General features: G+C 65.3%; 20 protein-coding genes and 1 riboswitch. Of the genes, 2 read left to right on the top strand and 18 right to left on the bottom strand.

All coding sequences use genetic code 11. The annotated features are described in order from the left end of the window. The 3 genes from ABWO90_RS18905 to ABWO90_RS18895 form a co-directional block, all read right to left on the bottom strand. Nucleotides 1-709 (bottom strand): adenosylhomocysteinase (locus ABWO90_RS18905; protein WP_353192762.1); only part of this gene is annotated, 709 nt, incomplete at its 3' end. 32 nt (nucleotides 710-741) lie between these two features. After that, nucleotides 742-867, bottom strand: a riboswitch (S-adenosyl-L-homocysteine riboswitch). Between the two features lie 100 nt (nucleotides 868-967). Beyond that, nucleotides 968-1,651, bottom strand: a complete 684-nt coding sequence (locus ABWO90_RS18900) for an LrgB family protein (RefSeq protein WP_353192761.1) — start codon at nucleotides 1,649-1,651, stop codon at nucleotides 968-970. A 67-nt stretch (nucleotides 1,652-1,718) separates the two neighbouring features. Beyond that, the gene (locus ABWO90_RS18895; RefSeq protein ID WP_353192760.1) at nucleotides 1,719-2,174 is read right to left on the bottom strand and encodes a CidA/LrgA family protein; all 456 of its coding nucleotides are present in this window, start codon (nucleotides 2,172-2,174) and stop codon (nucleotides 1,719-1,721) included. Nucleotides 2,175-2,371: 197 nt separating this feature from the next. On the opposite strand from ABWO90_RS18895, the gene ABWO90_RS18890 reads away from it, so the two are divergent. Both ABWO90_RS18890 and ABWO90_RS18885 read left to right on the top strand, forming a co-directional pair. Then, nucleotides 2,372-3,316 carry a LysR family transcriptional regulator gene (locus ABWO90_RS18890; RefSeq protein WP_353192759.1) on the top strand — a complete coding sequence of 315 codons (945 nt, stop codon included), beginning with the start codon at nucleotides 2,372-2,374 and terminating at the stop codon, nucleotides 3,314-3,316. A gap of 109 nt (nucleotides 3,317-3,425) precedes the next feature. Continuing rightward, nucleotides 3,426-4,199, top strand: a complete 774-nt coding sequence (locus tag ABWO90_RS18885; RefSeq protein ID WP_353192758.1) for an exodeoxyribonuclease III — start codon at nucleotides 3,426-3,428, stop codon at nucleotides 4,197-4,199. Nucleotides 4,200-4,359: 160 nt separating this feature from the next. Here ABWO90_RS18885 and ABWO90_RS18880 read toward each other — a convergent pair whose 3' ends face one another. From ABWO90_RS18880 to ABWO90_RS18810, 15 genes are all read right to left on the bottom strand, one after another. After that, the gene (locus tag ABWO90_RS18880) at nucleotides 4,360-5,664 is read right to left on the bottom strand and encodes an AmpG family muropeptide MFS transporter (protein ID WP_353192757.1); all 1,305 of its coding nucleotides are present in this window, start codon (nucleotides 5,662-5,664) and stop codon (nucleotides 4,360-4,362) included. Nucleotides 5,665-5,771: 107 nt separating this feature from the next. Continuing rightward, nucleotides 5,772-6,434 (bottom strand): methionine biosynthesis protein MetW, encoded by a 663-nt coding sequence (gene metW, locus ABWO90_RS18875; RefSeq protein WP_353192756.1) that lies wholly within the window; start codon nucleotides 6,432-6,434, stop codon nucleotides 5,772-5,774. Next, nucleotides 6,431-7,609: a homoserine O-succinyltransferase MetX gene (metX, locus tag ABWO90_RS18870; protein ID WP_353192755.1), complete on the bottom strand. Its 1,179-nt coding sequence runs from the start codon at nucleotides 7,607-7,609 to the stop codon at nucleotides 6,431-6,433. Before metX ends, metW begins: the two co-directional genes overlap by 4 nt. A 313-nt stretch (nucleotides 7,610-7,922) precedes the next feature. Next, entirely contained in the window at nucleotides 7,923-8,579 is a 657-nt protein-coding gene (slmA, locus tag ABWO90_RS18865) for a nucleoid occlusion factor SlmA (RefSeq protein ID WP_353192754.1), read from the bottom strand. A 10-nt stretch (nucleotides 8,580-8,589) separates the two neighbouring features. Further along, entirely contained in the window at nucleotides 8,590-9,393 is an 804-nt protein-coding gene (locus ABWO90_RS18860) for an HAD-IA family hydrolase (RefSeq protein ID WP_353192753.1), read from the bottom strand. Nucleotides 9,394-9,576: 183 nt separating this feature from the next. Then, nucleotides 9,577-10,950, bottom strand: coding sequence for an MFS transporter (locus ABWO90_RS18855; protein WP_353192752.1), 1,374 nt, complete (start codon nucleotides 10,948-10,950; stop codon nucleotides 9,577-9,579). A 299-nt stretch (nucleotides 10,951-11,249) separates the two neighbouring features. After that, complete coding sequence (locus ABWO90_RS18850) at nucleotides 11,250-12,296, bottom strand: porin (protein WP_353192769.1); 1,047 nt, start codon at nucleotides 12,294-12,296, stop codon at nucleotides 11,250-11,252. Between the two features lie 294 nt (nucleotides 12,297-12,590). Continuing rightward, the gene (locus tag ABWO90_RS18845) at nucleotides 12,591-13,055 is read right to left on the bottom strand and encodes a nuclear transport factor 2 family protein (RefSeq protein ID WP_353192751.1); all 465 of its coding nucleotides are present in this window, start codon (nucleotides 13,053-13,055) and stop codon (nucleotides 12,591-12,593) included. Next, nucleotides 13,052-13,786, bottom strand: a complete 735-nt coding sequence (locus ABWO90_RS18840) for an alpha/beta fold hydrolase (protein ID WP_353192750.1) — start codon at nucleotides 13,784-13,786, stop codon at nucleotides 13,052-13,054. The genes ABWO90_RS18845 and ABWO90_RS18840 overlap by 4 nt, the downstream gene beginning before the upstream one ends. After that, nucleotides 13,783-14,901, bottom strand: coding sequence for a 4-oxalomesaconate tautomerase (locus tag ABWO90_RS18835; RefSeq protein ID WP_353192749.1), 1,119 nt, complete (start codon nucleotides 14,899-14,901; stop codon nucleotides 13,783-13,785). The genes ABWO90_RS18840 and ABWO90_RS18835 overlap by 4 nt, the downstream gene beginning before the upstream one ends. A gap of 19 nt (nucleotides 14,902-14,920) precedes the next feature. Continuing rightward, nucleotides 14,921-15,625 (bottom strand): 4-carboxy-4-hydroxy-2-oxoadipate aldolase/oxaloacetate decarboxylase, encoded by a 705-nt coding sequence (locus ABWO90_RS18830; RefSeq protein WP_353192748.1) that lies wholly within the window; start codon nucleotides 15,623-15,625, stop codon nucleotides 14,921-14,923. After that, the gene (locus tag ABWO90_RS18825; RefSeq protein WP_353192747.1) at nucleotides 15,622-16,377 is read right to left on the bottom strand and encodes a PIG-L deacetylase family protein; all 756 of its coding nucleotides are present in this window, start codon (nucleotides 16,375-16,377) and stop codon (nucleotides 15,622-15,624) included. Before ABWO90_RS18825 ends, ABWO90_RS18830 begins: the two co-directional genes overlap by 4 nt. A gap of 78 nt (nucleotides 16,378-16,455) precedes the next feature. Next, nucleotides 16,456-17,175 (bottom strand): ABC transporter ATP-binding protein, encoded by a 720-nt coding sequence (locus tag ABWO90_RS18820; RefSeq protein WP_353192746.1) that lies wholly within the window; start codon nucleotides 17,173-17,175, stop codon nucleotides 16,456-16,458. Further along, the gene (locus ABWO90_RS18815; protein ID WP_353192745.1) at nucleotides 17,168-17,920 is read right to left on the bottom strand and encodes an ABC transporter ATP-binding protein; all 753 of its coding nucleotides are present in this window, start codon (nucleotides 17,918-17,920) and stop codon (nucleotides 17,168-17,170) included. The genes ABWO90_RS18820 and ABWO90_RS18815 overlap by 8 nt, the downstream gene beginning before the upstream one ends. Beyond that, complete coding sequence (locus ABWO90_RS18810) at nucleotides 17,917-19,002, bottom strand: branched-chain amino acid ABC transporter permease (RefSeq protein WP_353192744.1); 1,086 nt, start codon at nucleotides 19,000-19,002, stop codon at nucleotides 17,917-17,919. Before ABWO90_RS18810 ends, ABWO90_RS18815 begins: the two co-directional genes overlap by 4 nt.

Genomic DNA, 19,002 nt, shown 5'->3' with positions numbered 1-19,002 from the left:
GGCAGCCGTACAGGTTGTCGAACTTCGACTTGGTGACCGAGTCGTTCACGTTGATGGCCGGGAACGGCAGCACGCCGTCTTTTTCCATCTGGTACAGACGGTGCACGCCCGTGGTGGTCTCTTCCGTCACGCCCTTGATCTGCGACAGGCGCTTGCTGTACCACTGCGGATCGACTTCCAGGTGACGCTTGATCGACGCGTACAGCGCGACTTCTTCTTCGTTGGTCGGGTTGCCCACGACCGAGATGTCCTTCTCGGCCTTGCTGCCGAGAATCAGCAGCAGCGTGGCGTCGCCGCCGTCGTCGAGAATCATGTTGGCGAACTCGCCGTTCGGCCATTCGAAGATGCGATGGCTGTACTCCCAGTATTCGTCGAGCGACTCGCCCTTGAACGCGAACACGGGAATGCCGGCGGCAGCGATGGCGGCCGCCGCGTGATCCTGCGTGGAGAAGATGTTGCACGAGGCCCAGCGCACTTCAGCGCCCAGCGCCGTCAGTGTCTCGATGAGTACACCCGTCTGGATGGTCATGTGCAGCGAGCCGGCAATGCGCGCGCCCTTGAGCGGCTGGCTGGCCTTGAATTCGGCACGCGTGGCCATCAGACCCGGCATTTCGCTCTCGGCGATGGTCAGCTCTTTGCGGCCCCAATCGGCCAGCTTGATATCGGCAACGTGGAAATCGGAGAATTTCGAATCGACTACGGCGTTCATCACGCCTCCTTTCTCTAAATGTCTAGATAGTTGGGACGTGAGCGCCGTTCTCGGGGCCCACTCGCCAACGATCCGGGGGAAAACCGGCGGCCGGCGGGGCCAATAGGAAGGATCTTGAGCCTGGCAGCACTCCGGCTGTCGCAACGCTCCTCAAGATCCCGGCATTGTAGCAAAACTGACGCGCGCCGTCGGGGCGGCGGCCACGTCCGAAGGGTTATTTTTGACGGGAAAGATGACGGCGGCGAGACAGCCCGCCGCTCAGAGCGGCAGATGCGTGAGCAAGGGGGCGGCAAACACCATCACGATGCCGTTGATCATCATGACGAGGCTGGCCACCACGCCCTCCTCGCTACCGATCTGGCGCGCCTTGGCGGTACCGAAGCCATGCGCACCGGCGCCGAACGGGGCGCCGCGCGCCATGCGGGTACGCAACGGCAGCCACGACAGCAGCGCCTCGCCGAGCAGCATCCCGATGAACCCGGTGATGATGACGAACAGCCCCACCAGATCGCGCGAGCCACCGACCTGATCGGAGACCGCCAGCGCGAACGGCGTGGAGATCGAACGCGCCAGCAGGCTGCGCGCCATCTCCGGCGGCAGCTGGAACAGCCGTGCCAGCAGGAACGAACTGCCGACGGCCACGATCATGGCCACGAGCACCCCGACCGTCAGCGCGAAGGCGTGACGACGGATGATGTCGCGATGCTCATAGATCGGCACCGCAAAAGCGATGGTCGTGGGGCCGAGCAGCCACACGAGCCAGCGCGAGTCGGAAATGTAGGTGGTGTACGAGATGTCGCCGCCGACCATCACGATGATGAGCAGCACCGGCGCGAGAATCGCCGGGCCGAGCCACACCTTGCCGAAGCGCGCGTAAAGACGCTTCGACACGTAATAGAAAACGACCGTCAGAACGAGCAGCAGGAGCGCCGTATGATTCATGGCAAGACTCGGCAGGTGCTAGCGGGCGCCGTCGCAGGATCGACAGGCGCACCACGCATCAAAGGCTTCAGCGCGCGTCGTGCGCATGCGCACGGCGGGCCGGAATACGAACGAGCGCGCGCTTCATGCGACGCTCGGCGCGGCAGGCAAGGTCCACCGCCAGCGCCGTCGAGACCATCACGAGCACCGTGCCCACGCCGATCACGGCGAGCAGTTGCAGGCCCTCGTGACGCAGCAGATCGGTGTATTGCATGACGGCCGCGACCATCGGCACGAAGAAGAGGATCATCTCGGCAAGAAACCAGTCGGCGCCGCGCTTGATCTTCTCCGTCTTCAGCACGCCGCTCATGAGCAGCGCCACGACAGCCAGCAGGCCGAGCACGCCGCCCGGCAGCGGCAGATGAAAATGTCGCGATGCAGCATCGGCAACCAGATAGATGCCGGTCAGGAGCGCGATTTGCCACACGACGTCGACAACACGCTTGCTACGGCTGTACAGACGGCTGGCGATCATCTTGGTCATGGTGGGCTCCCTAGGGTTTACATCAATATGGGTAGCAGTATAGGAAGCACCGCAACATAAATATAATGAATTAGCATCATCAAAACGATTCCAAATTGGAATAATTTAAGTATTAACCCTAATCGTGCATGAGAAAGCCCGGTACGACGGGGCTTTCCGCCGAACGGCACCAAAACGGTGCAAGCGAGTGACCCAAGATGGAACTGCGCGCGTTGCGAGGATTTGTGGAAGTTGTGCGACAGCAGAGCTTCACGGCGGCGGCCGAAGCCCTGTTCGTGACCCAGCCGACGGTCAGCAAGATGGTCAAGGCGCTGGAAGACGAGCTGGGCACGCCCCTGATGTTGCGGGAGGAGCGCGGCATGGGGCGTCGGCTGCAACTGACCGACGCCGGACGCGTCGTCTTCGAGCGGGGCCAGGACGTGCTGGCGGCCTACGCCCGGTTGCAGCAGGAGCTGGCGGATCTCGAAACGGTCGCGCGCGGCGAACTGTCGATCGGCATTCCGCCACTGGGCGGCGACCTGTTCATTCCGGTGATCGGCGCATTCCACCAGCATTACCCGGACATCGAGATGAAGCTGTTCGAGACCGGGTCACGGGCTATCGAACAGGCCCTGCTGGCGGGCGATATCGAGCTGGGCGCCGTGCTGCTGCCGGTCGATCCCACGATTCTCGACGTGCTGCCCGTTTGCCACTATCAACTGCGGCTGATCGCGCCCCGCGACTCGCGCTGGGACGGTCGCGCCTCCGTGGGTCTCGGCGAATTGCGCGACGAGCCGTTCGTCTTCTACGGCGAAGGCTTCGCGTTGTCCGAACTGGTGATTGCGGCGTGCCGCCGCGCGGGGTTCACGCCGAAGATCGCCGGTCGCTCCAGTCAGTGGGACTTCATCGCATCGATGGTGGACAACGGTGTGGGCGTCGCGCTGTTGCCCGAGCCGTTCTGCGCGCGTCTCGATCCGAAGCGCTTCGTGATTGTCGACGTGCGCGACCCGGAGATTCCATGGGATCTCGCCATGGCGTGGCGGCGCGATTCCTATCTTTCGCACGCGGCCCGACGCTGGCTCGCACTCGCCCGCGATATTCTGGGCCCGGGCGGCGACGGCGAAGCCAAGGCCGCCATTGCGGGCGGCGCCCGCCGAACCTGACATCGCCGCTGCGCGGCCGGCCCGGTCCGACGCGAGCCGGCGATTGCGGTATCCTTGCCGCTGACATTCTTCCCCCAGGCCGCGCCACGAGCGCGGCCCTCCGACACTCATGCGCATCATTACCGCGAATCTGAACGGCGTGCGATCGGCCGCCAAGAAAGGCTTTTTCGAATGGTTCGGCAATCAGGACGCCGACATTCTGTGCGTGCAGGAGATCAAGGCGCAATTGCCGGACATGACGCCCGACTTCCTCAAGCCGCACGACTATCAGGGCTACTTCCACTACGCTGAGAAGAAGGGGTACAGCGGCGCCGGCGTGTACGTGCGACGCGAACCCGACGACATCGTGATCGGCTGGGGCAATTCGGAATTCGATGCCGAAGGCCGCTACGTCGAAGTGCGCTATGGCGATCTGTCGGTGATCTCTGTGTACATTCCGTCGGGCTCGAGCGGCGAAGAACGTCAGGCCGCCAAGTTCCGCTTCATGGCCGACTTCATGCCGCATCTGCTTGCGCTCAAGGCCGCCGGTCGCGAAGTCGTGCTGTGCGGCGACGTGAACATCGCCCACAAGGAAATCGACATCAAGAACTGGAAGGGCAATCTGAAGAACTCCGGTTTTCTGCCCGAAGAACGCGCGTGGCTCACGCAACTGTTCGACGACCACGGCTATGTCGACGTCTTTCGTACCCTCGACCCGCGCGCCGACCAGTACACGTGGTGGAGCAACCGCGGTCAGGCGTATGCGAAGAACGTCGGGTGGCGCATCGACTACCAGATCGCCACGGCCGGCATCGCAGGCAAGGCGAAGACCACGTCGGTGTTCCGCGACATCAAGTTCAGTGATCACGCCCCGTTGACCGTCGACTACGATCACGCGCTGTAATACCGTGGCGGGACGCGGACGAGCAACGCCGCAACGTGCCGCTTCCCTTCCCCCCAGCTTTCCGGGCATCACGGAACGCCTGTTTCCCGCGCGGCATAAGCGACACGCTTGCGGTATGAGCAGCAAGCAAAAGGGGGCGCTTCACAGCGCCCCTTTGTCGTTAGCGTGAGCCGGTCGCCGCCGACTTCGCCGGGACACCGTCGCCGTCGTCGTCGTCAGCGCCCCAGGGCGCGACCTTCGGCAGCAGCAGCATGCCCGGCAGTGCGAGCGCCGTGCAGATCAGGAAGAAGGTGAGCCAGCCGACGCCGTCCACGATATAGCCGGTGCCCGCGTTGGCAAACGTGCGCGGCACCGACGCGAGGCTCGTGAACAAAGCGAATTGCGTTGCCGTGTAGCGCGGGTCCGTGGTGCGTGCGATGTAGGCCGTGAAGGCCGCCGTGCCCAACCCGGCCGTGAACGCTTCGAACGCGATCACCGCACCCAGCCCCGCCACCACCGGACCGGCTTCCGCGAGCCACGCGAAGCCCAGCACCGACACGAGTTGCAGCACACCGAACACCCACAACCCGCGGTTGATGCCGAGCTTGATCAGCCAGATCCCGCCGATGATGCCGCCCGCCACACTCGCCCACAGGCTCGTGGCCTTGGCAACCACACCGATCTGCGTCTTCGTGAAGCCGAGATCCAGATAGAACGACGTGGCCAGCGACGTCGCCATCGAATCGCCCAGCTTGTACAGGAAGATGAACGCCAGCACGAGCAGCGCCTGCGACCATCCACCGCGCGTGACGAACTCGTGAAACGGCTCCACGACTGCCTCGCGCAAGGTCTTCGGCGGCGTGCCGCGAATCTCGGGTTCCTTCACCACCAGCGTCATCACGATGCCGGGCAGCATGAACGCCGCCGTGAAGAAGAACACCTGCGACCACGGCAGATGGTCGGCCATGATCAGCGCCAGCGACCCCGGCACGAGACCCGCCACCTTATACGCGTTCACGTGCATGGCGGTGCCCAGGCCCTGCTCGCGGTCCGACAGCAGCTCGCGTCGATAGGCGTCCAGACAAATATCGAGACTGGCGCTGAAGAACGCCAGCGCCGCCGCAAGGGCGGCGATCGTCATGAGATCGCGTTGCGGCGAATACGTCCCCATGATGGCCACCACCCCCGCCACCAGCAACTGCGTGACGAACATCCAGCCGCGGCGTCGTCCCGGCTTCCAGCCGAACAGATTGGGTGCGAAGCGATCCATGAGCGGCGCCCACAGAAACTTCCACGTATAGGGAAACTGAATGAGAGCGAACAGACCGATCGATTTGAGATCCACCTGTTCGCTGCGCAACCACGCCTGCACGAGATTGAGCAGAATGAAGAGCGGCAGGCCGGAGGTGAAGCCGAGGATGACGCAGATGAGCATCCGCGTGGGGTGGAAGACACGCCCGTCGTCGGGCGCCAGCGAATCGGTCATGGAAAGGTCAATTGGGGCCAGCCGCCTGCGGTGCGCGGCACCCGCCCCCCGTTGCCGTCACCGGTCGGGAGCGCGGCGCTTCGCTGCCCCCGCCAGTTGCCGTCGGTTCAGGAACGCTTGACGCGATAGACCGCAAGACTACCACGCCAGTTCGCGCCCACGGACACGAGTCGGCCATTGTGCAAGACTGCGCGATCGAGAATCTTCACGCCGACTTCCGGGGCGAGCGCCTCGAAATCCTTGATCGTGAGCACACGCACGTTCGGCGTATTGTGCCACTGGAACGGCAAACTCTTCGACACCGGCATGCGCCCCTGCAACACCGACAGCCGATGCGGCCAATAGCCGAAGTTCGGGAACGACACGATGGCTTCGCGTCCCACGCGAACCGTCTCGCGCAGAATGTCCGCCGTGCGGTGAATCGTCTGCAGCGTCTGCGACAGGATGACCGTGTCGAAACTCTGATCCTCGAACAGCTTCAGGCCGTCTTCCATGTTCTGCTGGAGGACGTTGATGCCGCGTTGCGCGGAGGCGAGCACGCCGGCGTCGTCGATCTCCACGCCGTAGCCGCTCACGTCGAGTTCATCGATCAGCAAGCGCAGCAGCGAGCCGTCGCTGCACCCGAGGTCGAGCACCTGCGACGACGGTTCGATCCATCGCGCGATGACGCGAAAGTCCGGGCGCTCCGAGAGCGACGCCGAAATGCGATCGCGCGATGCCGCCAGTTGCGCGGCCTGCGCGCTGTTGGCCGGTACGGTGGACTGGCTCATACCCCGACCTCCTGGGCGATACGTTCGTAATAGGCGCGCACCAGATTGTGATAGCGCGAGTCGGTGAGCAGGAAGGCGTCGTGCCCGTGCGGCGCGTCGATCTCCGCATAGCTCACGGTGCGGCGCGTATCGAGCAGCGCCTTGACGATTTCACGCGAGCGCGCCGGCGCAAACCGCCAGTCGGTCGTGAACGAGACGATCAGGTATTTGGCCGTCGTGTGCGCCAGCGCCTTCGCGAGATCGCCGCCGACGGTACGCGCCGGGTCGAAGTAGTCCAGGGCGCGCGTAATCAGCAGGTACGTGTTCGCATCGAAATACTCGGCGAACTTGTCGCCCTGGTAACGCAGGTACGACTCCACCTCGAATTCCACGTCGAAGCTGAAGCGGTAGCCGTCGTCCTGCCCGTTGCCATGCTTCACACCGTCGACGAGGGTTTCGGCACGGCGCAATGCGCGACCGAATTTCGTCGCCATGTCCTCGTCGGACAAATAGGTGATGTGACCGATCATGCGCGCCACGCGCAGTCCGCGACGCGGCACCACACCATGTGCGTAGTAATCGCCGCCGTGGAAATCCGGATCGGACAGGATGGCCGAGCGCGCCACTTCGTTGAACGCAATGTTCTGTGCCGAGAGTTTCGGTGTGGACGCGATCACCAGACAGTGCCCTACACGCTCGGGGTACATGATGCTCCACGCGAGCGCCTGCATGCCGCCGAGGCTGCCGCCCATCACGGCGGCAAACTTGCGAATGCCGAAGGCGTCGGCCACGCGCGCCTGCGCGTTGACCCAGTCTTCGACCGTCACGACAGGAAAGCGCGCGCCGTACGGCGTGCCGGTGCTTTCGTCGAGACTCATCGGCCCGGTCGAACCGAAGCACGAGCCGAGGTTGTTCACGCCGATGACGAAGAAGCGATTGGTGTCGAGTGGCTTGCCGGGACCGACCATGTTGTCCCACCAGCCAATGTCCTTGGGATTGTCGGCGGCAATACCGGCCACGTGGTGCGACGCGTTGAGCGCGTGACACACGAGCACGGCGTTGCTGCGCTCGGCATTGAGCTCGCCGTAGGTCTCGACCATGAGGTCGTAGCCTGCGAGGGTGCTGCCGTTTTGCAGCGCCAGTGGCTCAGCGAAATGCATCCGCTGGGGCGTGACGATTCCGATTGAAGATTCCATAAATCCCTGTCCGAAACATGCCGGAGCTGGCGTTCGTCGCGTGATGGCGACGCACGAGCGGCGTCCTGAAACGTTTTGTGCGGGAAAAGGGGTCGACGGAGAAACGGCGGGGTGCGCGAACGACCTCTTTAGCCGCATTTTTAGTGAATGTCCTGCCCACGGAGTCCCGTGCCCAAGTCATTCGCGCGCCCGCAAGCGAGTCACCAAATCGGCGCGCCAATCGTCGCGACAGGGCCGGTCGATGATCCGGCAGCCCCGTCGCGGGTTGCAAAAGTATAACGTAATCTGCGCCGGGGGGCGCAGACCACCGGCCTTAGCGCAGCAGCGCCGAGACTTGCGGCTCCGCGCCTTCGGCCGGCGAGCGCTTGAAGCCGCTCTTGGCGAAACGGTGCCAGCGGCCGAGCACGTAGGACACGAGCAGGTTGGCGCGCGAATTGGCGTCGAAGGTTTCGGGCAGCGTGCCTTGCGCGGAGGCCAGGCGCAGCACCTGGCGCAGCGACGCCTCGATACGGTCGAGCAACTGGTTCATGCGTTCCTGCAGACGCTCGTGCTCGCCGACCAGCGCTTCGCCGGTCAGCACGCGGGTCATGCCGGGGTTTTTCTCGGCGAAACCGAGCAACATCAGCACGATGGCGCGTGCTTGCGACACGCCGTCCTGATCCTGCGCGGAAATCTGGTTGATCAGGCCGAAGATGGTCTGTTCGATGAACTCGATCAGGCCTTCGAACATCTGGGCCTTGCTCGCAAAGTGGCGATAGAGCGCCGCTTCGGAGACATCGAGGCGCGCGGCGAGCGCGGCCGTGGTGATTTTCTCGCCCTTGGGGGTCTCGAGCATGGCCGCGAGGGTCTGCAAAACCTGCACACGGCGCTCACCCGGTTTGGGACGGGTTGTCTTCACCGGCGCGGGCGCGGCCTCCAGCGCATCGGCGGCGCCGTAGCCGGCACCGCTCGAAGAATTTTCCTGCTGCATCGTCTGGTCGTTATCGGTAGGGATTTGATTGTCGGGCGGCTAGGGCGACACGTCTCGCGCCTGCCCCGGTCGCAAGGCGAGCCCGTAACTCGCGCAGAGATTGTACTTTGATATCCACGTAGTGTGGGCGCCCACTGCGCGGCATCACGTCACCAATGCTGTTCCTGATCGGAAGATGGCCGGTAATCCAGACCGTCTTGATGCCGAAATGCCGAAGGTGCTTGAGGTGCGAGCGCGTGTCCTCGACCAGCCATGTGCGGTGGGGCGCCAGTCCCTCGCGGACAAGCAGGCGCCGCAGCATGATCGCATCGGGCTTGGCGCGCCACGCGCGTCGGTCAGCCATGTCCTCGATGCTCACGCAGCGCTCGAAATGCCGGCGAATGCCCAGCGCCTCGATGATCGGCAACGCATAATGCGCCGGCGCGTTGGTCAGCAGAATCTTGCGGCCCGGCAGCCCGGCCAGCAGGCGGGCAATGCCACGTTCGGCGCGCAACACCTCGGGCAGCGGCGGCAACGCATGCACGGCCTTCAGGAATTCGTGCGGATCGATGCCGTGATGCCGGATCAACCCGAGCAGCACGGCCCCGTACCTCGCCGTATAGCTTGTGCGCAGACGATTGGCCTCGTCCTGCGGCAGTCCCAGCTTGTCGACGATGTAGGCCGTCATCGCACGATTGATGAGCGGGAAGATCGCGTGCGACGCACGGTGCAGTGTGTTGTCCAGATCGAACAACCAGACCGGACCACGTGAGCCGTGTTCGCTGCGCGCGCGCGGCGCGCGACGGCGGCGACTCAGAACATGGGAAGAAGACACAGAGATAGCGCAATCATGCGAGCAGATACGGGAAGTTGACCGCGCAGCACTGGCGGAAGCGTCTCCCGCCCGGGCGCGCGACGGCCACGGCAAGGCACGATGCTAGCGCGCACGACCCGCTTTGACAATTCCGCGGGCCCCTTACGACATCCGGCCGTCCGGCCGACGGCCGGCGCCCGGCACTCAGGCAGCGTGCGGCGTGACCTTCGCACGCATCAGACACACCGCCCCGCCCAGCGCCGCGAGTGCGGTCGCCGTCACCATCGCGGCACGGGCACCGCCGTCGCCGTACACGTCGAACAGCAGCGCCACGACGGCGGCGCCCAGCGTCATGCCGACCGTGCGGGCGATCGTCATCAGTCCGCTCGCCGCCCCGCTGCGCTCGCGCGGCGCCCCCATCATGATGATGCGGTTGTTGGGGGTCTGGAAGAAGCCGAAGCCCAGCCCGCAAAGTGCCATGCGCGCCGCGATGGCCCAGTCGCCGGCGTCGGCGGGCATCCACGCAAGCGACGCCAGCCCCACCGCGAACACCCCGAGGCCGAGTGCGCTCATGCGTGCGCTGTCGAAGCGATCGGACAGCCGTCCCGCCAACGGTGCAATGAACACGATCACCAGCGGCCACGGCGTGATGAGCAGTCCGGTCACCGCTTCACTGCGCGCGAGCGTGTGCTGCAGCAGAAACGGCATGCCCACGTACGAGAGCGTCTGCGACATGTAGCACGCGACCGATGTCAGCGACGAGAGCGCCAGCACCGGCACGCGCATCAGGTCGAGCGGCAGCAATGGGGCTGCGCGCGTGCGTTGGTGACGCACCAGCACGAACGCCACGACCAGCCCCAGCACGATCTGCAACGCCGCCACGCCGTGGTGTCCGGCCTCGCCGACGTGTCCCAGACCGATGATGACGAGCGCCAGCGCCGCCGCGTTGAGCAATGCGCCGGGCACGTCGATGCGCCGCTCGGCACCGGGCGTGAGCGGGAGAAACTTGTACGACGCCGCAAACGCGAGCACCCCGATCGGCAGATTGATGGCAAACAGCCAGCGCCAGTCGCCCAGCGACAGGATCACGGCGGCCACACTGGGACCGGCCGCCGTCGAGAGCGCGACGGTAAGAGCGAGCAGCGAAATGGCGCGTCCGCCCATGTTCGGCGGGAAAACCATGCGCAGCAGCGCGGGCACGATCGTCGACATGCAGGCACCGCACAGCCCCTGCACCACACGCGCGGCCACCAGCCACGCGAGGTTCGGCGCCAGCGCGCAGCCGACCGACGACAACGTGAAGCCCGCGACACCGAACAGGAACACGCGACGATAGCCGAGCTTCTCGCCAAGCGCGGCGAGCGGCAGCACGGCCATCGCGAAGATCAGTTGATAGGCGTTGACGACCCAGACGGTGGACGCGGGATCTGCCACCAGATCGCGCGCGATGGTCGGCAGCGCCACGTTGGCAATGGAAGCGTCGAGGTTGCCGAGGAAGGTGCCCAGCAGAATGGACGGCACGGCAATGCGCCGGGCATTCGCGGCCAGTCCTTCGGAAAGCGGAGCGCCGGAAGCCATCGATTTGGTCATACGGAGAGGGAAAAAATGCGGCCCGGGAACTCACTTCCACGTCACCCAGGCCGGGCAGGAAAATCATGCGCTATGGCACAGCTCGGGGAATGTTCGGCTGCGCACGGTCATGCCGCACGACGTCTGCCGGATCACTCTCTCGGCGTGCGCGACACCGCCACCACGTCGCATGCCGCGCAACAGGGAGTGACGCAGCACTGCGTTACGTGTGATTCGCCCCCCCGGACGTTTCACACGCGCTCGACGCACGCAGTGCCGCGTTTTCTGGCGTTAAGAGAAACGCCCGATCAGAACGTGTGCTGAATGCCCAGCATCGTACCGAACTGGTTGCCACCGGTGACGACCGAACCGCCTGCGGCAATCGCCACAGCGCCGTTCTGGCTGTTCGCCACCCAGCCTGCCATGCCATACAGCGACGTGCGCTTCGAGAGCGAGTACGTTGCGCGGCCGATGAGCATCGTGGCGTTAGCCTTGCTCTTCAACTGGTAACGAATGGCCTGTGCGTCGAACGCCCAGGTGATCGTCGGCATGTAGGTGAAGCCCAGGAAGTAGATGTCCGAGCGCAGCGATGCGGCGTCGGCGCTCACGTTGCGGTGAATCCAGCCGCCGCCCACGCGACCCGTCGACCACTTGTAGTACGCGTTGATGACCGAGTGCGAGTCGGTGTAGTTCGAGCTGGTGAGCGGTGCCGCTGCGCCCGTATTGCCGCGCATCTGGTCATACGAAGCCGAAATACCGAAATTCTCGTAGTCGTAGCCGAGCAGGCCGGTGAACTGCTTGCAGGCCTGGAAGTTGCCCGCAACGTTGCCCGCGCAGTTCGTGGCGGACGGACCGCCGGCGCTCGACGCATCGCGCCCGAAGCTGTACGTGGCGCCGACCGTCACGCCGCTGAACTTGCCCATGTAACCGACGGCGCTATCGCTACGTGCGTTGGCGATGTACGGGTCGATACTGGCCAGCGAGAAGATCGACGGTCCGATCACGTCGGCGTTGCCCGTGACGTAGAACGTCATGTTGTTCTGACGGCCGATGAGGAACGTACCCCACGAACCCGACAGACCGACGTTGGCCTGACGACCGAACAGACGTCCGCCGTAGTTCAGGCTACCGGTACCCGGCTGGAAGCCGTTTTCCAACGTGAAGACGGCCTTCAGACCGCCGCCCAGATCTTCGACACCCTTGAAGCCGAAGCGCGAGGGCACTTTACCGGTGAGCGTCGGCTCGCCGATGAAGCTGCCGCCGTTGGCGGCGTTGTTGTAATACGCAATACCGGTATCGACGATCCCGTACAGCGTCACGTTGCTTTGCGCGTGAGCCAGGCCTGCACCCAGCATCAGGCCTGCGGCCAATGCGTGTTTCACTTTCACTTCTGTCCCCTTGTTTTTGAAATACACAGCTAAGAGGGTTGCCCCTCAACAACAACCTCCGAACTGGCGAGAAGCCGGTCCAGCCTTTTTTGGGACGGCACTACGGCCGCCTCGGGTACTGCCGGTACTGCCTTTCACTGCCTGCACTGCCCTTCTTGCCCTGCCGGGTGACCGGTGCCGCCTCCTGGATGACCCATTCGGCACCTGTCCCCGTCGTCTTGTGGCGCGGACTGCGTTAGCGAAGCGAGGGGCTGATTTTCCTCACGCCTCGCGTACGAAAGTGAAACGCGCTTCGCGGCGCGCGATACGCCAGCCCTGCGCGGTGCGCACAAACGTGTCTTCGAATTCCCCCATGACCTGACGGCCCTGTGCCGGACGGCCGAACGGCCCCGGCGTGTCCTGCGCCGAGGCGCTCCACAGCAGCACCGTGCTGCTGCCGGTCGCGTGCGTCGCCGACGTGACATCGATCAGCACATTGCCGACGAGATGTCGCGTGATCCGGTCTGCCGGGCGATCGGCATACGCCGCCGCAATCGCCGCCGGCCCCACCAGCGTGTCGCCGCTCGGACGCACCAGCACGCCGTCCTCGGCAAACAGCGCGCCCAGCCCCTGCGGATCGCGCCGGTCGTTGCACGCGGCGAAGCGCACCACGAGGTCGTAGCAGGCCTGCTTGGCAAGCAAGGCGTCCGGCGTGTACTGATCAACCTGCATCGTGTCCTGTGTCATGCCTCGCGAGCCTCCGTCTGCGTGAGCCACGCGCGCATGGCACCGGCCACGTCCTGCGCGCGCTCCATCGGGCTCATGTGACCGCTGTCCTCGACGACATGCAGCACGGCGCCGGGAATCAGTCCGGCCATGATTTCGTGACGGGCGAGCGGACTCCACGTGTCCTGACGACCGCACAGCACGAGGGTCGGACACCGCACGGCGCTCAACTGCGACGTCGCATCGGGCCGCCCGAGCAACGCATGGATCTGCGCGGCGAACTGGTCCGGGTTGCTGCGCTCGATCATGTCGAGAATGGCGTCGAACATCGGCGAGCCGATCCGATCGGGGTGCACCATGCCGGTGGCCCACACCTGCCCCATCGCGCGCATGCCGTGCTCGCGCGAGCGCGCCAGCAATGCGGCGCGTCCGGCGCGCTCCTTCTCGGCCGCCTCACCGTCGGGCAATGCCTGATAGCCCGTATCGAGCAAGGCGAGATGCGTCACGCGCTGCGGCGCACGACGCACGACTTCGAGCGCCACACGGCCGCCCATCGAATGACCGGCCAGCGCAAATTGCGGCTCGCGCGTGGTGGCCAGCACGTGCTCGGCCATGGCCCCGATGGTGTCGAGCATGCCCCACGAGGGCACGCGGCAATCGTATTGCGGCAGCAGTGCCGCGGTCGCGGCCCATGCCACCTGGTCGCAGAGCAAGCCGGGAAGCATGAGCAACGGGGGACGTTCGATGCTCATGGCTTCCCTCCCTGCGCCCAGACATGAAACGGTATGCACACCTCGCCGTCGAAGAGCCAGCGCGCCGTGCGCAGCAGGCCCGCGCCCGTCACGTCGAGCGCGCCGTCGGCATCGCGGCCGAGCGCCAGACGGACGGTGAATTCGCCGGTGGGGTGTTCGATGGACAACAGCGGTGCATCGCCTTCGGGCACCACCGCCATCTCGTGACAGACGGTGCCCGGCAAGGCCGCAGCCGTCGCCACGCTCACCGCGGCCAGCACGCCGATCGACGTGTGGCAGCGATGCGGAATGAAGCAACGCGTCGAGAGTGCACCAGCGGCTAGCGGCGGCGACACCAGACACATTTTCGGCACCGTGCGCGAGCGCACGTCGCCCAGATTCATGCGCGGCCCGACGGCCAGGCGAATCGCTTCGATGGTCTCGCGCATCGACCGGAAGTCGGCCCCCGACTCCAGCGCTTCGCACGACTCGGTGCCGGTGCATCCCAGATCCTCGGCAAGCATGAGCACGAGCGGCATGCCGTTGTCGATGCACGTCACCGTGACGCCTTCGACAACGTCCTGACGCTGGCCCGTCGGGAACAGCGCGCCGCAGGACGAACCTGCGGTATCGCGAAACATCAGCGGAATCGGCGCGGCCGTGCCGGGTACGCCGTCGATGGCCACGTCGCCGTCGTACTTCACCACGCCGCCCGGGGTCTGGATCGTGGCGACCGCCACCTGCCCCGTGTTGACCATGTGAATGCCGACGTCCGTCACGTCGCCCGTCGTGGCGACAAGCCCCCGCTCGATCGCGAACGGCCCCACCCCCGCGAGGAGGTTGCCGCAGTTCTGTCCGTAGTCGACACGCGCTTCGTTGACCACCACCTGTGCGAACAGGTAGTCGACATCGGCGTCCGGGCGCGTGGCGCGCGACACGATGGCGACTTTGCTCGTGAGCGTATGGGCGCCGCCCATGCCGTCGATCTGGCGCGCGTCGGGCGACCCCATTGCCGCGAGCAGCACGGCATCACGCGTGGCGGCGTCCGCAGGCAGATCCTCGGCGAGAAAGTACAGGCCCTTGGAAGTGCCACCGCGCATGACTGCGGCGCGAATGCGCGTCTGGGAATGCTTCATGTCGGTCAAGTCGCGACCCTCACTGGCCTTGCAGCTCGTCGAGCGAGTCGACGTAGCGCAAGCCCTTCGCGGCAAGACGCTCGCGCATCTTGTAGTAATCGAGACCCAGCGTGCCGCCCGCGAGCACACCGCGCTTGTACGCTTCGTCCGCACCACGCGCGGCGGCCGCCTTCGCTACCGCCTGTGCGGTGGCGAACGGCACCACGACCACGCCGTCGTCATCGGCGACGATCACATCGCCCGGATTCACGATCTGGTTGGCGCACACGACCGGCACGTTCACCGAGCCGAGCGTTTCCTTGACCGTGCCTTGCGACGAAATGGCTTTCGACCACACCGGGAACTGCATCTCGGTAAGCGTGCCAATGTCGCGGCAACCGGCGTCGATGATCAGCCCGGCCACACCGCGCGCCTTCATCGACGTGGCGAGCAGATCGCCGAAGTAACCGTCGTCGCACGGCGACGTCACACCGACCACTACGATGTCGCCCGGCTGCGCCTGCTCCACGGCAACGTGCAGCATCCAGTTGTCCGACGGCGGTGCGAGCACCGTCACGGCGCTACCGGCCACCGCCGCGCCGCGATAGATCGGGCGCAGGTAGGTGGCCATCAGGCCGAGGCGGCTCTGGGCTTCGTGCACCGTGGCGCTGCCCGCATTGCGCAGCACCTCGAGCGTGGCTGCATCGACACGGGGAATCTGACGAACGACGACGCCGCGAATCATGACAGTTGCTCCGTAACGGTCGGCGTGAGGCGCATGAGGCCTTCCGCGTATTTGATGTCGCGCGCGGCCGTGATGCCGATGTTGCGCTTGGCCTGCACGCCGCGCTGCAAGGCGACACGCGTGTAGTAATCCCAGAGGTGTTCCTGACCGGCCATGCATTCGATGGCGGCGCGCTTCTTGTCCCACACCGGCGTGATGTCCACGAAGGTGTTCGGAATCCATTCGCACTGCTCGGTCTGGTGCGGCTCGAACGCGAGCACGGCCGGCGCGCCGATGATCTTCTGACCCGGGTTATGACCTTCGGCCTGCGCGATCACACGCGCTTCCTGCGTAACGTGCATCGCCAGCGGGTGGTCGAAGTTGTACGGGTCCTTCTCGGAGTGGCTCAGCACGAACGACGGCTGCACATCGCGATAGATGTCGACGAGCTGGAACAGCGTCTCGTCGGAGACCCGCATCGGGTAGTCGCCGATATCGAGGAATTCGATTTCCGCGCCGAGGATGTCGGCGGCACGCTGTGCTTCTTCACGACGCGCTGCCTTGACCTTCGCTTCGGTCATCTCGGCGCCCTTGCGCCACAGCTTGGCCGATTCACCGCGCTCGCCGAACGACAGGCAGACGATCTTCATGCGATAGCCCTGGGCGACGTGCGTGGCAATCGTGCCTGCCGCGCGCCAGACGAAATCCGCCGAGTGGGCGCTGACCACCAGGCCGGCCAATCCCTGGGTTTGGGTGTTCTGTGTTGTGCTCATTTGTGTGAAGCCCTTGCGCTCTTTCTGTCTTTACGTGATGCCGTTTGATGCCGATGGGTCCTGTGACGCGACTCGCGATCAGGCGCTTTCCAGCCCGACCAGCGTGCCGAGCAATTCCGGCGACGCGGCGAGATCGCTGCTGCGCCCGGCCCAGACCTCGCGGCCCCGGTCGAGCACCAACGCGCGGTCGGTCAACTCCAGCCCCAGCTCCGCGTGCTGCTCCACGAGCACCACGCCCATGCCACCGTCCGAGCGCAGCTTCCAGAACGCGTCGACCAGTTGATCGACGATCACCGGCGCGAGCCCTTCGAAGGGTTCGTCGAACAGAATCACGCGCGGGTTGCCGATCAGTGCACGGCCGATGGCGAGCATCTGCTGTTCGCCGCCCGAAAGCTGATTGCCGAGGTTGCGGCGTCGCTCGTGCAGACGCGGAAACAGGTCGTACACGCGCTCCAGCGTCCAGTCGTCCTTGCCGTCGCTCATCGCCGAGACCTGCAGGTTTTCCTCGACGGAGAGCGACTTGAAGATCTCGCGCTCCTGCGGCACGAGCGCCAGACCGGCGCGGGCGCGCTTGTACGCCGGCCACGCCGAGATGTCGTCGTCGCGATAGCGCACGACACCGCCGTGGCGCGTGGTCAGCCCCAGCAGGCTCAGCAACAACGTGCTCTTGCCCACGCCGTTGCGGCCAAGAATGGCGATGGCTTCGCCCGCAGCCACACGCAGGCTCAGGTCTTCGAGCACGATGGTTTCGCCATAGCCGGCGCTCAGCCCACCGGCTTCGAGCAGGATGTCAGTCATGATGGCGACGCCCCAGATAGATATCGCGCACGCGCGGGTCGCTGCGCACTTCGTCCTTCTCGCCTTCCATCAGCACCGCGCCTTCGACAAGCACCGTGATACGGCGCGCGAAGCGGAAGACCAGATCCATGTCGTGTTCGATGACCATCACCGCCACATCGGCGGGCAGGCGTTCGAGCAGTTCGAACAACTTGCGCCCCTGCCCCGACGGCACCCCTGCGACAGGTTCGTCGAGCAGCAGCACCTTCGGGTCGAGCGCGAGGCCGAGCGCGATCTCCACCTGACGGCGCTGGCCGTAGGCGAGTTCGTTGATGCGCTTGCCCGCGAGATCGAGCATGCCCAGCTCACGCAAACGTTCAGCCGCCTCTTCCACGACCGCCGGACGGCTCGCCAGCGGCTTGCCGATGCGTCCGTCGAGACCGCGTCGCGAGGTCAGCGCGAGCGCGACGTTCTCCGCCACGGTGAGCGTGTCGAACAGCGTATTGAGCTGGAACGTGCGCGCCAGGCCGAGCTTCACGCGCTTGTGCGAGGGCATCGACGTGACATCGGTGCCGCCCACGCGCACCACGCCCGCGTTCGGCTTGAGCACGCCCGTGAGCAGGTTCATCAACGTGCTCTTGCCCGCGCCGTTCGGTCCGATCAGCGCGTGCCGCGCGCCGACCGGCAGCGACAGATTGACGTTGCGGGTCACGTCCAGTTGGCCGAAGCGCTTGGACAGCCCTTGAATTTCGAGTGCAGCGCTCACGGCGTCACCTCCCCTTCCTTCGACGACGTGGACGTTTCCTTGCTGACGACCGCTTCGGGCGCGGACACCGGCTTGGCGGCCGGGCGGCGCACACGCGCCGTGAGACGATCCACCAGACCGATCAACCCGTCGGGTGCGAAGCGCACCACCACGATCAGCAGCACACCGAGCGCGGCGAGCCAGTTCGTCGGATCGATGGCGGCGATACGGTCGGACAGCACCATGAAGACCACCGCACCGAGGACAGCGCCATAGAGACGTCCGGTGCCGCCCAGGGCCAGCATGACGAGTACGTTGGCCGAAAGCGTGAACGACAACGTATCGAGCGCCACGATGTTGTTGACCTGCGCGGACAACGCTCCCGCCACGCCGGCGACGGCGGCAGCCAGCGTGTACAGCATCAGACGGCGCAGACCCACGCGAACGCCAAGCAGCGACATGCGCATGGCGTTCTCGCGAATGCCTTGCACCGTGAGACCGAACGGCGAGTTCACGAGGAACTGCGTGAACAGGTACACCACGAGCAGCACGGCAAGCGCGTACAGATACGCCGTGTGGCCGTAGATATCGAATTCGAAAAGACCCAGCACCGGGGCGATGGTGTAGCCGGTCAGGCCGTCGTCGCCCATCGTGATCGACTTGGCGATGTTGCCCGCCTCGAAGAGCAACGTGGCGCATGCGAGCGTGAGCATGATCTGCGTGAGCCCGCTCACGCGCAGCACCACAACGCCGGTGACGAGACCCACCACGGCTGCGACCACTGCACCCGCCACGAGACCGAGCAACGGATCGGGCGACACATGCAACGCGAACAGGCCGGCAGCATACGCACCGCTACCGAAGAACGCGGCGTGGCCGAGCGTCTCGATACCGCAGTAGCCCTGCACGAGATCGAGCGAGAGCGCGAAGATGATCATGATCAGCACGCTCGTGGCGAGCGCGAGATACAGATCGGCGAAGAAATACGTCGCGACGGCGGCCAGCAGCAGTACGACGTCGAGCATGCCGAGGCGCTTGCGGCGCAGTGCCGGCACGACTTGCGTTGCCCCAGCCAGGGCTTGGGAAGGATTCGTTTGCGACAT

The organism is Pandoraea pnomenusa (assembly GCF_040391475.1).
Lineage (GTDB): Bacteria > Pseudomonadota > Gammaproteobacteria > Burkholderiales > Burkholderiaceae > Pandoraea > Pandoraea pnomenusa_C.
Note: the sequence above shows the minus strand (reverse complement) of the source record. Positions and strands in the feature narration are given on the sequence as shown.